At 71.9% G+C, this 14,245-nt stretch carries 9 protein-coding genes; 6 read left to right on the top strand and 3 right to left on the bottom strand.

The features are described from left to right. The first annotated feature begins 268 nt into the window (after positions 1-268). On the top strand, positions 269-1,690 hold the full coding sequence (locus tag QIS96_RS20055; RefSeq protein ID WP_282544031.1) for a sugar porter family MFS transporter: 1,422 nt from the start codon (positions 269-271) through the stop codon (positions 1,688-1,690). A 40-nt stretch (positions 1,691-1,730) separates the two neighbouring features. On the opposite strand, the gene QIS96_RS20050 is transcribed toward QIS96_RS20055, so the two are convergent. Both QIS96_RS20050 and QIS96_RS20045 read right to left on the bottom strand, forming a co-directional pair. Further along, a complete protein-coding gene (locus QIS96_RS20050) occupies positions 1,731-2,711 on the bottom strand; it encodes an LLM class flavin-dependent oxidoreductase (protein WP_282544030.1) in 981 nt (326 codons plus the stop codon). Between the two features lie 96 nt (positions 2,712-2,807). Continuing rightward, positions 2,808-4,298 carry a cytosine permease gene (locus tag QIS96_RS20045; RefSeq protein WP_282544029.1) on the bottom strand — a complete coding sequence of 497 codons (1,491 nt, stop codon included), beginning with the start codon at positions 4,296-4,298 and terminating at the stop codon, positions 2,808-2,810. A 169-nt stretch (positions 4,299-4,467) separates the two neighbouring features. On the opposite strand from QIS96_RS20045, the gene ftsY reads away from it, so the two are divergent. Then, positions 4,468-5,694, top strand: a complete 1,227-nt coding sequence (ftsY, locus tag QIS96_RS20040) for a signal recognition particle-docking protein FtsY (RefSeq protein WP_282544028.1) — start codon at positions 4,468-4,470, stop codon at positions 5,692-5,694. A 1,029-nt stretch (positions 5,695-6,723) separates the two neighbouring features. Here ftsY and QIS96_RS20035 read toward each other — a convergent pair. After that, on the bottom strand, positions 6,724-7,395 hold the full coding sequence (locus QIS96_RS20035) for a bifunctional DNA primase/polymerase (protein ID WP_282544027.1): 672 nt from the start codon (positions 7,393-7,395) through the stop codon (positions 6,724-6,726). Positions 7,396-7,900: 505 nt separating this feature from the next. Here QIS96_RS20035 and nsdA point away from each other — a divergent pair. The 4 genes from nsdA to QIS96_RS20015 all read left to right on the top strand — a co-directional run bounded on the left by nsdA (position 7,901) and on the right by QIS96_RS20015 (position 13,905). Further along, on the top strand, positions 7,901-9,394 hold the full coding sequence (gene nsdA / locus QIS96_RS20030) for a transcriptional repressor NsdA (RefSeq protein WP_408907221.1): 1,494 nt from the start codon (positions 7,901-7,903) through the stop codon (positions 9,392-9,394). 304 nt (positions 9,395-9,698) lie between these two features. Continuing rightward, on the top strand, positions 9,699-11,066 hold the full coding sequence (locus QIS96_RS20025; RefSeq protein ID WP_282544025.1) for an ammonium transporter: 1,368 nt from the start codon (positions 9,699-9,701) through the stop codon (positions 11,064-11,066). Beyond that, positions 11,063-11,401, top strand: a complete 339-nt coding sequence (locus QIS96_RS20020; RefSeq protein WP_282544024.1) for a P-II family nitrogen regulator — start codon at positions 11,063-11,065, stop codon at positions 11,399-11,401. Before QIS96_RS20025 ends, QIS96_RS20020 begins: the two co-directional genes overlap by 4 nt. Before the next feature lie 26 nt (positions 11,402-11,427). Beyond that, entirely contained in the window at positions 11,428-13,905 is a 2,478-nt protein-coding gene (locus tag QIS96_RS20015; protein WP_282544023.1) for a [protein-PII] uridylyltransferase, read from the top strand. The last annotated feature ends 340 nt before the right edge of the window (positions 13,906-14,245 follow it).

Below are 14,245 nucleotides of genomic sequence, written 5' to 3'. Positions count from 1 at the left end.
TGGGCCGGGGCCGAGCCGCGCCCGTGGGTCGAGGGCGGGCTGACCGTTCCGCCCCGATTTCCCCTTTGTAAGTTCAAGCATTGAACCCTTAAGGCTTCCTGCTGCTCAGAAATTCACGGCTCTTCCCCTATTGACTTCGAAACTTGAAGGCATAGTCTCTGCAACGTTGTTTTCACCTTCAAGTGGTGGGCGGCGTGGAGTTGTGCGCCACTGGAAGGTGCCTCTACCCCCACTTCCGGCGCTGTGGCCGGAGGCCCGAGGAGCACACGTGACCAGCACATCGCAGGCCCCGCAGTCGGCGAGGAACCCCCAGCCGGACCACCTCGGCCATGTCGTCTTCATTACGGCGGCGGCCGCGATGGGCGGCTTCCTGTTCGGCTACGACAGTTCCGTGATCAACGGTGCGACCGTCGCCATCCAGCAGCGCTTCGACGTCGACGCGAACGTGCTCGGCTGGATCATCGCCACCGCGCTGCTCGGCTGCGCCGTCGGCGCCGCGCTCGCCGGCCGGATCGCCGACCGCATCGGCCGTATCCGCTGTATGCAGATCGCCGCGGTGCTGTTCGCCGCGAGCGCCGTCGGCTCGGCGCTGCCCTTCGCCGCCTGGGACCTCACGGTGTGGCGCCTGATCGGCGGCGTCGGCATCGGCATGGCCTCCGTGATCGGCCCGGCCTATATCGCCGAGGTCGCCCCGCCCGCGTACCGCGGCCGGCTCGCCTCCTTCCAGCAGGCCGCCATCGTCATCGGCATCGCCGTCTCGCAGCTGGTCAACTGGGGCATCCTCAACATGGCCGACGGGAACCAGCGCGGTGAGATCGGCGGCCTTGAGGCCTGGCAGTGGATGCTCGGCGTGATGGTCGTCCCGGCCGTCCTCTACGGGCTGCTGTCCTTCGCGATCCCCGAGTCGCCGCGCTTCCTGATCCACGTCAACCGGATCCCCGAGGCCAAGAAGGTGCTGCGCGAGGTCGAGGGCTCCGGCGTCGACGTGGACGCGCGCGCCATGGAGATCGAGGAGGGCATCCGCAAGGAGCACAAGCCCACCTTCAAGGACCTGCTCGGCAAGGTCGGCTTCCTGCCCATCGTCTGGATCGGCATCGGCCTCTCGGTGTTCCAGCAGCTCGTCGGCATCAACGTGATCTTCTACTACTCGAACCAGCTGTGGCAGTCGATCGGGCATGACCCGAGCAGCTCGTTCCTGTACTCGTTCGAGACGTCGATCGTGAACATCGTCGGCACGGTCATCGCGATGATCTTCGTCGACCGGATCGGCCGCAAGCCGCTCGCGCTCATCGGCTCCGCCGGCATGGCCGCCGCCCTGTTCACCATGGCCTGGGCGTTCTCGTACCGGTCGGGCTCCGGCGACGACGTCTCGCTGCCGGACACCCAGGGCCTGGTCGCGATCATCGCCGCCAACGCCTTCGTCCTGTTCTTCGCACTCTCCTGGGGCGTCGTGGTCTGGGTGCTGCTCGGCGAGATCTTCCCGAACCGGATCCGCGCCGCCGCGCTCGGTGTGGCCGCCTCCGCGCAGTGGATCGCCAACTTCGCGATCACCAAGACCTTCCCGAGCATGTCCGAGTGGTCGCTGACCGGCTCGTACATCATCTACGGCGCTTTCGCGGCGCTCTCCATCCCCTTCGTCCTGAAGTTCGTCCGCGAGACGAAGGGCAAGACTCTGGAGGAGATGGGCTAAAACCCCGCTGCCCCTCTCTCCAGATCGGTCGTGCCCCGGTTCAGTCCTTGAGCCGGGGCATGACCCTTTCCGCGAACAGGTGCAGCGAGCGCCAGCCCTCGTCGAGCGGCATCCCGCCGCACAGCGGATGCAGGATCAACTGGTCGTGGCCGCCCTCGTGCAGGGCCACGCACTCGTCGGGCGTGAGCACCCGGTACACGCCCTCGGCGCGCAGCTCGGCCACGGTGTCCGCGCCCGAGCGCACCGCCGAGTGGATGTCCTTGTTCTGCCAGGAGGCGTACGTGCGCGCCTCGTGCAGGAAGTGCTCCCCGTACTCGGCCCAGGTGCGGTCCGGGTCCTCCGAGACGTGAAGCAGCGGGGTCTCGGCGGCCGGCATCATCGTCCAGCCCTCGGTGCCGTACTCGCGCAGCTTCTCCTGGTAGTACGCGTCGAGCTCCGGCAGGTGCGCGCTCGGGAAGAACGGCAGGCCGAGCCGGGCCGCCCGCCGCGCCGCCGGCTTCGACGAACCGCCCACGAGCAGCAACGGGTTGGGCTGCGTGCACGGCTGCGGCGTCACCCGGACCGTACGGCCGCGGAACTCGAAGGGCTCCCCGGTCCACGACTTGAGCAAGGTCTCCAGGAGCTCGTCCTGCAGGGCCCCGCGCCGCGCCCAGTCGACGCCGGCCGCCTCGTACTCCTCGCGCCGGTAGCCGATCCCGGCGACGGTCACCAGACGGCCGCCGCTGAGCAGGTCCAGTACGGCGATCTCCTCCGCGAGCCGCAGCGGATCGTGCAATGGGCCGATGATCGCCGAGACGGTCACGGCGATCCGCCGCGTCGCCCCGAACACCGCGGCCGCGAAGGAGAACGGCGACGGCAGCCAGTTGTTGGCCGCGCCGTGGTGCTCCTCGGTCTGGATCGTGGTCAGGCCCCGGTCGTCGCAGTACGCGGCCATCTCGACGGCGGTGCGATAGCGGGCCGCGAGCGACTCGGGGGTCGCCGCGGGATCGACGAGGTTGAAACGTACGACGGTGACGGCCATGGCAGACGACGTCCCCCTTCACCGGGAACACGGGAGTTCCGTGGGCTGGCGAAGGGGGACGTTAGTTGACGCAGCGTCAGATAAACAGGGGGTGGGTCAGACGGACACGGTTTCGCGCTCATCGTCGGCCTGCACGGCCGAACCGGCGTCCACCGCAGGGGACTTGGTGCGCGGCAGGACCGCGTACAGCAGCGCCGAGACCGCGATGCCGGTCAGCCAGCCCAGGCCGTGCTTGCCGATCCAGGACGAGGCGAGCGGGCCCGCGAACCAGTCGACCTTGGTGAAGAGGAGGCCGGTGGCGAGGGCGACGGCCCACGCCGTCATGGCCTGCCAGGCGAAGCCCGCCTTGTACCAGTAGGCCGAGCTGCGCGTGGTGTCGAGCAGGGCCTGACCGTCGTAGGTCTTGCGGCGCAGCATGTCGACGCCGAAGACGCCGATCCAGGCCGAGAACGCCACCGCGAGCAGCGTCAGGAACGAGATGAACGAGCCGATGAAGCTGGTCGCCACCACCATCAGGAGGAAGCCGAAGACCAGGCTGATCACCGCGTTGACGCTGACCGCCGCGGCGCGCGGCACCTTGATGCCGAGGGTCTGCGCGGTGAAGCCCGCCGAGTACATCGACATCGAGTTGATGAGCAGCATGCCGACCAGGGCGATCAGCAGATACGGCACCGCGATCCAGATCGGGAGCAGCTCGCCGATGAACGCCACCGGGTCCTGCGCGCTCGCCAGGTTCGGCGTCGACACCGCCATCACCGCGCCCATCAGGACCATCGGCAGGACGACGATGCCCGCGCCGCCGACCGTCGTGCCGACCAGCTTCTTCGACGAGGCCGTACGCGGCAGGTAGCGCGTGAAGTCCGGGCCCGACGGCACCCAGCTGATGCCGCCCGCGCCGATCATGCCGATGCCCGCGACCACCATCGCGGCCGAGCCGGCCGGCTTGGCCAGGACCGCCGACCAGTCCGTCTCGACGACGAGGTAGCCGAGCACGAGCACGCTGAACGCGCCGAACAGATACGTCGACCACTTGCTGCACACCCGCAGCGCGTTGATGCCGAGCCCCGACACCAGGAACGTGCCGGTCACGAAGAAGAGCAGCGTCACGACGATCAGGACGGTGTTCGACTTCACACCGAAGAGCAGGTCGAGCACGGTCAGGATCGCGTACGCGCCCGTGACCGCGTTGATCGTCTCCCAGCCCCAGCGGGCCACCCAGATCAGCGAGCCGGGGAAGAGGTTGCCGCGCTGCCCGAAGACCGCCCGCGACAGGGCCATGCCGGGAGCGCCCCCACGCTTGCCGGCGATGGAGATCAGGCCCACGATGCCGTACGAGACGATGGGGGCCACCGTCGCGACCAGCAGCACCTGCCAGATGTTCAGGCCGTTGAAGACGACCAGGCCCGCGCCCATGGTGAGCAGCAGCACACTGATGTTGGCGGCGACCCAGGTCGGGAACAGCTCCCGGACCTTGCCGGTGCGCTCGCTGTCGGGGACCGGTTCGAGACCGCGGGTCTCTATCGCACTCTCGATCTCGGTGACGGCGGACGTCGACGCCTCTGCGGACGCGCGGGGGGACGCGGGCATACGGGAGCTCCGTGGGGCAGGGGTGGGGGAAGCACCACTATCGTACGTTCGCCCTAAAAATCGCAAATAGGGTCCAAGGTCCTTTGATCAGGGCCTGGAGGCGACCGCGCCGGGCGGTCGTGTCCGCTCCCGTACGCCTGCCGGGGGTCTCCCGCATACTGGCAGGGTTATGGACATCCTCATCCTTGCTGTAGTCATCGCCGTAGTGGTGATCGGCGCCATCAGCGGCCTGGTGGTGAGCGGCCGCAAGAAGAAGCAGCTGCCGCCGTCGGCCCCGTCGAGCACCCCGACCATCACCGAGCCCCCTGCCGAGCCGCACGTCGGCGAAGAGGCCGAGGAGCCGAAGGAAGAACCGCGCCGCACCATCGAGGAGGTCGAACTCCCCGCGGCGCAGGCGCCCGCCCCCGAGGCGCCCGTCGAGGAGGCCGAAGAGCTTCCCGAGACGGCCGCCATCGAGGTGCCCGAGCCCACCGAGGGCCGCCTCGTCCGGCTGCGCGCCCGCCTCGCGCGCTCGCAGAACTCGCTCGGCAAGGGCCTGCTGACCCTGCTCTCCCGCGAGCACCTCGACGAGGACACGTGGGAGGAGATCGAGGACACGCTCCTCACCGCCGACGTCGGCGTCGCCCCCACGCAGGAGCTGGTCGACCGCCTACGCGAGCGCGTCAAGGTGCTCGGCACCCGTACGCCCGACGAGCTTCGCGCCCTGCTGCGCGAGGAGCTGCTCACGCTCGTCGGCACCGACCTCGACCGCGCCGTGAAGACGGAGACCGGGCATGTGGCGGGCGGCGTCCCCGGCGTCGTGATGGTCGTCGGCGTCAACGGCACCGGCAAGACCACGACGACCGGCAAGCTCGCCCGCGTCCTCGTCGCCGACGGCCGCACCGTCGTCCTCGGCGCCGCCGACACCTTCCGCGCCGCGGCCGCCGACCAGCTGCAGACCTGGGGCGAGCGGGTCGGCGCGTACACCGTGCGCGGGCCCGAGGCCGGCGACCCCGCCTCCGTCGCGTTCGACGCGGTGAAGGAGGGCAAGGAGATGGGCGTCGACGTCGTGCTCATCGACACGGCCGGCCGCCTGCACACCAAGACCGGGCTCATGGACGAGCTCGGCAAGGTCAAGCGGGTCGTGGAGAAGCACGGGCCGGTGGACGAGGTGCTGCTCGTGCTCGACGCCACGACCGGGCAGAACGGGCTGGTCCAGGCCCGGGTCTTCGCCGAGGTGGTCGACATCACGGGCATCGTGCTTACGAAGCTGGACGGTACGGCGAAGGGGGGCATCGTCGTCGCTGTGCAGCGGGAGCTGGGGGTTCCGGTGAAGTTGGTCGGGCTCGGGGAAGGGGCGGATGATCTTGCGCCGTTCGAGCCTGAGGCGTTTGTCGATGCGTTGATCGGGGAGTGACGGGGGCGTCCCCGTCGCGCCGTTCTTCGGTACTTCGGTACTTCGGTACTTCGGTACTTCGGTCGGGGTCCGGACAGCTGAGGTTGTCCGGGCCTCGGCCGTTTTTCTTTTCCCCTCCCCGCCCCTTCCCGAAAGTCCTCAGCGGACAGCTCCGGGGCTCCGCCCCGGCCCCTGCTTCCCGGGGCTGTGCCCCGGCCCCCGCTTCCCTGGGCTGCGCCCCTGAGCCCTTTTCGGGGCTGCGCCCCCGCCCCCCCGGCTCCCTGGGGCTGCTGCCCCTGGGCTCTGCTTCTCGGGGGCTGCGCCCCGGCCCCTTCTTCCCTGGGCTGCGCCCCGGCCCCCGCTCCCCGGGGCTGCGCCCCCGGCCCCCGCTCCCCGGGGCTGCGCCCCCGGCCCCCGCTCCCCGGGGCTGCGCCCCCGGCCCCCGCTCCCCGGGGCTGCCGCCCCTGGGGCTCGTTTCTCGGGGTTGTGTCCCCGCCTCTCGGGGCCGCCGCCCCTGGGCTCTGTTTCTTGGGGTTGTGCCTCTGTAGCCCGCCTCTCGGGGCTGTCGCCCCCCGGCCCTGCTTTCCGGGGCTGCGCCCTTGGGTCTGCTTCCCGGGGCTGCGGCCTCGGGCCTCGCTGCCCGGGGGCTGTTGCCCCTGGGTCCCGCTTCGGGGCTCCGCCCCTGGATCCCGGTCGCCTTTTGACTGCCGCGCCGTCGTGGCTGGTCGCGCAGTTCCCCGCGCCCCTGTCGGGGCCGTGTCGCCGCCCCAAATTCAGCCCCTGCCGGGGTTCGATTCGGCCCCTCCGGCGTTTGAGGAGCGGGGGCTCCGGGGGCTGGCCCCCGGGATGGTCCGGGGCGGAGCCCCGTGGTGGGGTCCGGGGGTGCAGCCCCGTGGTGGGGTCTGGGGGCGGCAGCCCCGGGCGGGGGGTTGGGGGCGGCAGCCCCCGGACGGGGGGTCGCGGGGGTGGCAGCCCCCGGACGGGGGGCCGGGGGTGCACCCCGGAGGTGTCCGCTGGGGGCCCTTGGGAAGGGGCGGGGTGGGGGAGAGGTCAGAGGCGTGAGCGGTGGCTCACGTAGGCCAGGGTGCCGAGGAGGAGGCGGGCCGGAGGCAGGGTCGTGGCCGGGTCCAGGGCCGGGGGGCGGAGCCAGCGGGTCGGCCCGAGGCCGGCGTGGTCGGACGGCGGGGCCGTGATGTGCGCGCCGGGGCCGAGTGCCCGCAGGTCCAGGTCGGCGTCGTCCCAGCCCAGGCGGTAGAGCAGCGCGGGGAGTTCCGCGGCGGCGCCGGGGGCGACGAGGAACTGGGCGCGGCCGTCGGGCGTAGCGGTGACAGGGCCGAGCGGGATGCCCATGCGCTCCATGCGGACCAGGGCGCGACGGCCGGCGGACTCCGCCACGTCCAGGGCGTCGAACCGCCGCCCCGTCGGCAGCAGCACCGCCGCACCGGGGAACTCGCCCCAGGCGCGGGTGACTTGGTCGAGGGTCGAGCCGGCCGGGATGCGCTCGGCGAAGTCCAGAGGGTGCGCGCCGGGGGCCGGACAGTCCGCCTTGCCGCAGGAGCACCGGCCGTCCGCGGCCCGCGCGCCGGGGGCGACGTCCCAGCCCCACAGGCCCGTGAACTCTGCCACCGCGGTGCAGTCGGAAGCTCGCCCGCGGCGCCGTGAACCGGTGCGCACAGGCCGGATTTCGCGGATGCCCCGGCTGCCGCCGATCGTGAAGCCCATGCCCCCTCCAACGGGTCCATCGCATCGCCGGTTACGAAGCGGAGTGGAAATGCGACTCTGCGTCGCCTTCGTGTTGCAGCGAGTGCTGACGTGAGTGCTACTGCGAGTGCTGCCTTGCTTGCTGCGTGAACTCCCTTGCGCCGCTTGGTCGTCGAGCGGTGGCGCCAGGGGTCGTGCAAGGGTGGTGCGGGCGGAACAGTGCGCCCCGGCGCGCTCCGTTCCGCCCGCTCCCGGGTGTTCGGTGTCAAGTCAATCGTGTGGAGCCGCCGCTGAGTTCAGTCGAAGGGGTGGCGAATGGTGGCGATTCTGAGAACGCCCTCGCCGGGAGGGTGATCGTAGGACTACTTTCAGTACACGAAGCCCGGGAAAGACCGCGTTCGCGGGTATGCCGGAGGCAACTCGGTTTCTTGTTCGACGGGTGAGAATGCGCAGACCGGCACCCCAACTCGCGGCATTCTGTTAGGGCTTGGCGTGACGAGGCGCACAACCGGCACGAAGAATCTCGATGAATGGGGGCGCTCCAGTGGGCGGCAACGGCGGCAGCGGCGCGAACGCTGACAAGCGCCCCAACGAACAACTCACTTCGTGGTTCGTACGCAGTGGTTGGTCCAAGGGTGAGCTCGCCCGCCAGGTGAACCGCAGGGCGCGGCAGCTCGGCGCCAACCACATCTCCACCGACACCTCCCGGGTGCGCCGCTGGCTCGACGGCGAACAGCCGCGCGAGCCGATCCCGCGGATCCTCTCCGAGTTGTTCTCCGAACGCTTCGGCGCCGTCGTCGCCATCGAGGACCTCGGGCTCCGCACCGCCCACCAGTCGGCCTCCCTCTCCGGGGTCGACCTGCCGTGGACGGGCACCCAGACCGTCGACATGATCAGCGAGTTCTCGCGCAGCGACCTGATGCTCGCCCGCCGCGGCTTCCTCGGCACCTCGCTCGCCCTCGCCGCCGGGCCCTCCCTGATCGAGCCCATGCAGCGCTGGCTGGTGCCCAGCCCCGGCGCCGCCCCCGAGGCCGCCGAGCCGGTGGCGTCGATCCGCCGCGCCACCCGGCTCTCCAAGCCCGAGCTCGACCTCCTCGAAGCGACCACCGCGATGTTCCGGCAGTGGGACGCCCAGTGCGGCGGCGGCCTCCGCCGCAAGGCCGTCGTCGGCCAGCTGCACGAAGTCACCGACCTGCTGCAGGAGCCCCAACCCCCCGCCACCGAACGCCGGTTGTTCAAGATCGCCGCCGAACTGGCCGAGCTCGCCGGCTGGATGAGCTACGACGTCGGGCTCCAGCCCACCGCGCAGAAGTACTTCGTCCTCGCCCTGCACGCCGCCAAGGAAGCCGGCGACAAACCCCTCGGCTCGTACATCCTCTCCGGCATGAGCCGGCAGATGATCCACCTCGGGCGGCCCGAGGACGCCCTGGAACTCATCCACCTCGCGCAGTACGGCAGCCGGGACTGCGCCACCCCGCGCACCCAGTCCATGCTGTATGCGATGGAGGCCCGCGCGTACGCCAACATGGGCCAGCCCAGCAAGACCAAGCGGGCCGTGCGGATGGCCGAGGACACCTTCGCCGACGTCGACGACATCGAGGAGCGCGAGCCCGACTGGATCCGCTTCTTCTCCGATGCCGAGCTCAACGGGGAGAACGCCCACTCCTACCGCGACCTGGCGTACGTGGCCGGCCGAAGCCCCACGTACGCCTCGCTCTCCCAGCCCGTGATGGAGCGCGCCGTGGAACTGTTCGCCAAGGACGCCGAACACCAGCGGTCGTACGCGCTGAACCTCATCGGGATGGCCACCGTGCACCTGATGCAGAAGGAGCCCGAGCAGGGCTGCGTACTCGCCGGGCAGGCCCTCGACATCGCCAAGAAGGTGCGCTCCGAGCGGGTCAACAACCGGCTGCGCAAGACCGTCGACACCGCGATGCGGACGTTCGGCGAGGTCAGCGAGGTCGCCCGGCTCACCGACGAGCTCGCCGCCCAGCTGCCCGAATCCGCGGAGGCGGTCTGACCACGGCCCACCGCACCCCCTGAACCCCGGCCGCGGCCGGACCATCCACGACTGCCCGACTCGGCTCCCCCATGCCAGGTCAGCCGGATGGCCCGCCGCGGCCGGCTCCTGTCCGGACCCCGCCGTGCGCGAGGTCCGGCAGTTCATGCACGCGTAACACGCACGACGTCTTCGTCACTGCGGCGAAACAACGAGGGGCATCGACGGAAACCGCGCTGCGCCAATCTCGTGGCGCATAACCGGCCCACCCCTCATGACCGCACAGGCTCCGCCCGCACGGGCCGCTCACGACGAGGAGACGCCGATGCCTCCAGGCATCACGATCGCCGCAGAAGCCCCGCAGCTCTCTGCCGCCAACACCGGATTCATGCTCATCTGCTCCGCCCTGGTGATGCTGATGACTCCGGCACTGGCCTTCTTCTACGGAGGCATGGTCCGAGTCAAGTCCACCCTCAACATGCTGATGATGAGCTTCATCAGCCTCGGGATCGTCACGATCCTGTGGGTGCTCTACGGCTTCAGCGTCGCCTTCGGCACCGACACCGGCTCCGTCATCGGCTGGGACCCCGACTTCGTCGGCCTCAGCGGCATCGGCCTGAACGAACTGTGGGGCTCGTACGACATCCCCGTCTACGTCTTCGCCGTCTTCCAGCTGATGTTCGCCGTGCTCACCCCGGCGCTGATCAGCGGCGCCCTCGCCGACCGCGTGAAGTTCACCGCCTGGGCGCTGTTCATCGCGCTCTGGGCCACCATCGTGTACTTCCCCGTCGCGCACTGGGTGTGGGGCGAGGGCGGCTGGGCCTTCGAGCTCGGCGTCATCGACTTCGCCGGCGGCACCGCCGTACACATCAACGCGGGCGCCGCCGCCCTCGGCGTGATCCTCGTCATCGGCAAGCGCGTCGGCTTCAAGAAGGACCCGATGCGGCCGCACTCCCTGCCGCTCGTCATGCTCGGCGCCGGGCTCCTCTGGTTCGGCTGGTTCGGCTTCAACGCCGGCTCCTGGCTCGGCAACAACGACGGCGTCGGCGCCGTGATGTTCGTCAACACCCAGGTCGCCACCGCCGCCGCCATGCTCGCCTGGCTCGCGTACGAGAAGATCCGGCACGGCGCGTTCACCACCCTCGGCGCCGCCTCCGGCGCCGTCGCGGGCCTCGTCGCCATCACCCCGGCCGGCGGCTCCGTCTCCCCGCTCGGCGCGATCGCCGTCGGCGCCCTCGCCGGTGTCCTCTGCGCCATGGCCGTCGGCCTCAAGTTCAAGTTCGGCTACGACGACTCCCTCGACGTGATCGGCGTCCACCTCGTCGGCGGTGTCATCGGCTCCCTGCTCGTCGGCTTCTTCGCCACCGGCGGCGTCCAGTCCGACGCCAAGGGCCTCTTCTACGGCGGCGGCCTCGACCAGCTCGGCAAGCAGGCCCTCGGCGTCGTCGTGACCTTCGCGTACTCCCTGATCGTCTCCGCCCTCCTCGCCTGGGTCATCCACAAGACCATCGGCATGCGCGTCAGCGAGGACGACGAGGTCTCCGGCATCGACCAGCTCGAACACGCCGAGACCGCCTACGACTTCAGCGGCGCGGGCGGCGGCAGCCTCCCCCGTACCGTGCAGGCCGCACCCCCCGCGAGGACCGCCGAGGCCGCGGCCACGGCGACGCAGAACAAGAAGGTGGACGCATGAAGCTCATCACCGCGGTCGTCAAGCCGCACCGGCTCGACGAGATCAAGGAGGCCCTGCAGGCCTTCGGGGTACACGGACTCACCGTCACCGAGGCCAGCGGCTACGGCCGGCAGCGCGGGCACACCGAGGTGTACCGCGGCGCCGAGTACACCGTCGACCTCGTCCCCAAGATCCGCATCGAGGTCCTGGTCGAGGACGACGACGCCGAACAGCTCGTCGAGGTCGTCGTGAAGGCCGCCCGCACCGGAAAGATCGGCGACGGCAAGGTCTGGAGCGTCCCCGTCGACACCGCCGTACGGGTCCGCACCGGCGAGCGCGGGCCCGACGCGCTCTGAAGTGCCTTTTAGCTAGGAGCTGTTGGGTGACGAGTGTCGATGTGATCACGCAAGCGGAAGACCCCGAGCCCAGCGGCTACGCGGCGGCCCGGCTGCACCTCCTCCAGAGCGGGGAGGCGCGGTCCGGGCCGCCGCGCCGTGCCGCCCTCGCCGAGCTGACCGACGAATGGCTCACCGGCCTCTTCGCCCCGGCGGCAGGCGGAATGCGCGGGGTGTCCCTCGTCGCCGTCGGCGGGTACGGGCGCGGTGAACTCTCCCCGCGCAGCGACCTCGACCTGCTCCTGCTGCACGACGGCAGCGCGGACCCGGACACCGTCGCCGCCCTCGCCGACCGCCTCTGGTACCCGGTCTGGGACCTCGGCCTCGCCCTGGACCACTCCGTCCGCACCCCCGCCGAAGCCCGCAAGACCGCCGCCGACGACCTGAAAGTCCAGCTCGGCCTGCTCGACGCCCGGCACGTCGCGGGCGACCTCGGCCTCACCGCCTCGCTGCGCACCACCGTCCTCGCCGACTGGCGCAACCAGGCCCCGAAACGCCTGCCCCAACTCCGCGAACTCTGCGAGGAACGGGCCGAGCGCCAGGGCGAGTTGCAGTTCCTCCTCGAACCCGACCTCAAGGAGGCCCGCGGCGGCCTCCGCGACGCCACCGCCCTGCGCGCCGTCGCCGCCTCCTGGCTCGCCGACGCCCCCCGCGCCGGCCTCGCCGAGGCCCGCCGCACCCTCCTCGACGTACGCGACGCCCTCCACCTCGCCACCGGCCGCGCCACCGACCGGCTCGCCCTCCAGGAACAGACCCAAGTCGCCGAAGAACTCGGCCTGTTGGACTCCGATGCGCTGCTCCGGCAGGTGTACGAGGCCGCCCGGACCTTGTCGTACGCCTCCGACGTGACGTGGCGCGAGGTCGGACGGGTGCTGCGGGCCCGGTCCGCGAAGCCGCGCCTGCGCTCGCTGCTCGGCGGGCGGGGCGGGCTCGGCGGACGCGGGGGCGGCAAGCCCGAGCCCGAGCGCACCCCGCTCGCCGAGGGCGTCGTCGAACAGGACGGCGAGGTCGTCCTCGCCCGCGCCGCCCGGCCCGACCGCGACCCGGTGCTCGCCCTGCGCGCCGCCGCGGCCGCCGCCCAGGCCGGACTCCCGCTCTCCCCGCACGCCGTACGCCGCCTCGCCGGCGCCGGGAAACCGCTGCCCGCGCCCTGGCCCGCCGAGGCCCGCGAACAACTCGTCACCCTGCTCGGCGCGGGCCCCGGCACCGTCGACGTCTGGGCAGCGCTTGAGGCCGAAGGCCTGATCAGCCGTCTCCTGCCCGACTGGGAACGCGTCCGCTGCCGGCCACAGCGCAACCCCGTGCACACCTGGACCGTCGACCGCCACCTCGTCGAGACCGCCGTACGCGCCGCCGCCCTCACCCGCCGCGTCGGCCGGCCCGACCTGCTGCTCGTCGCCGCGCTCCTGCACGACATCGGCAAGGGCTGGCCCGGCGACCACTCCGTGGCGGGCGAGGTCATCGCCAAGGACGTGGCCGCGCGCATCGGCTTCGACGCCGACGACGTCGCGGTCCTCGCCCGGCTCGTCCGCCACCACCTGCTGCTCGTCGAGACGGCGACGCGGCGGGACCTGGACGACCCGGCGACGGTCGAGTCCGTCGCCGCGGCCGTCGGCACCGCGTCCGCCCTTGAGCTGCTGCACGCCCTGACCGAGGCGGACGCCCTCGCCACCGGGCCCGCCGCCTGGTCCGCGTGGCGTGCCTCGCTCGTCGCGGACCTGGTCGCCCGGGTCGACGCCGTGCTGGCCGGGGATCCGCCACCGCAGCCGGCGGCCGCGCCCACCACCGCCGAGCAGGAACGTCTGGCCGTCGAGGCGTACCGGTCGGGCGGCCCTGTGCTCGCGCTGCGCGCGCAGACCGAGGAGCCGGGGCCGGACTCGGCCGACGAACCCCTCGGCGTCGAGCTGCAGATCGCCGTGCCCGACCAGCCGGGCGTGCTGCCCGCCGTGGCCGGGGTGCTCGCCCTGCACCGGCTCACCGTCCGCACCGCCGAGGTCAGCGTCCTCGACCTGCCCGACGGGGTGCCCGCCGAGGGCTCCGTGCTCTTCCTCGACTGGCGGGTCGCCACCGAGTTCGGCGCCCTGCCGCAGGCCACCCGGCTCCGCGCCGACCTCGTGCGCGCCCTCGACGGCTCCCTCGACATCCCCGGCCGCCTCGCCGAGCGCGACGCCGCCTACCCGCGCAGGCGGGGTGCGCCCGCGCCGCCGCCCCGGGTCACGGTCGCCGCCGCGGGCTCCCGGCTTGCCACCGTCATCGAGGTCCGCGCCCAGGACGCCCCGGGCCTCCTGCACCGGATCGGCCGTGCGCTGGAGGCCTCGGGCGTACGGGTGCGGAGTGCGCACGCCTCGACGCTCGGGTCGAACGCGGTCGATGCGTTCTATGTCACGGACGGGGAGGGGGAGCCGTTGGCCGCGCGGTCGGCGCTGGAGCTGGCCCGGGGGGTGGAGGAGGCACTGCGAGCCTGAGGCCCTGCTCTTTCCCCACCCCGCCCCTTCCCGAAAGTCCTCAACGGACAGCCCCGGGGGCTGCGCCCCCGGCCCCCCGCCCGGGGCTGCCGCCCCTGGACCCCGCTTCGGGGCTGCCGCCCCCATTCCCCCGCCCGGGGCTGCCGCCCCCATTCCCCCGCCCGGGGCTGCCGCCCCTGGACCCCGCTTCGGGGCTGCCGCCCCCATTCCCCCGCTTCGGGGCTGCCGCCCCCATTCCCCCGCCCGGGGCTGCCGCCCCTGGACCCCGCCTTGGGGCTCCGCCCCCGACCCCGCTTCGGGGCTCCGCCCCTGACCCCGCTCGGGGGCCAGCCCCCGGACC

Origin of the sequence: Streptomyces cavernicola (assembly GCF_029968035.1) — a bacterium.
Classification (GTDB): domain Bacteria; phylum Actinomycetota; class Actinomycetes; order Streptomycetales; family Streptomycetaceae; genus Streptomyces; species Streptomyces cavernicola.
The sequence above is the reverse complement of the archived record's forward strand: the minus strand, read 5'-3'. Positions and strand labels throughout refer to the sequence as shown.

Coding starts and splice junctions, on each gene's coding strand:
- QIS96_RS20035 (WP_282544027.1), bottom strand. CDS start 7,395: ATGGGCTTCACGATCGGCGGCAGCCGGGGCATCCGCGAAATCCGGCCT.
- nsdA (WP_408907221.1), top strand. CDS start 7,901: ATGAATGGGGGCGCTCCAGTGGGCGGCAACGGCGGCAGCGGCGCGAAC.
- QIS96_RS20020 (WP_282544024.1), top strand. CDS start 11,063: ATGAAGCTCATCACCGCGGTCGTCAAGCCGCACCGGCTCGACGAGATC.
- QIS96_RS20025 (WP_282544025.1), top strand. CDS start 9,699: ATGCCTCCAGGCATCACGATCGCCGCAGAAGCCCCGCAGCTCTCTGCC.
- ftsY (WP_282544028.1), top strand. CDS start 4,468: ATGGACATCCTCATCCTTGCTGTAGTCATCGCCGTAGTGGTGATCGGC.
- QIS96_RS20050 (WP_282544030.1), bottom strand. CDS start 2,711: ATGGCCGTCACCGTCGTACGTTTCAACCTCGTCGATCCCGCGGCGACC.
- QIS96_RS20045 (WP_282544029.1), bottom strand. CDS start 4,298: ATGCCCGCGTCCCCCCGCGCGTCCGCAGAGGCGTCGACGTCCGCCGTC.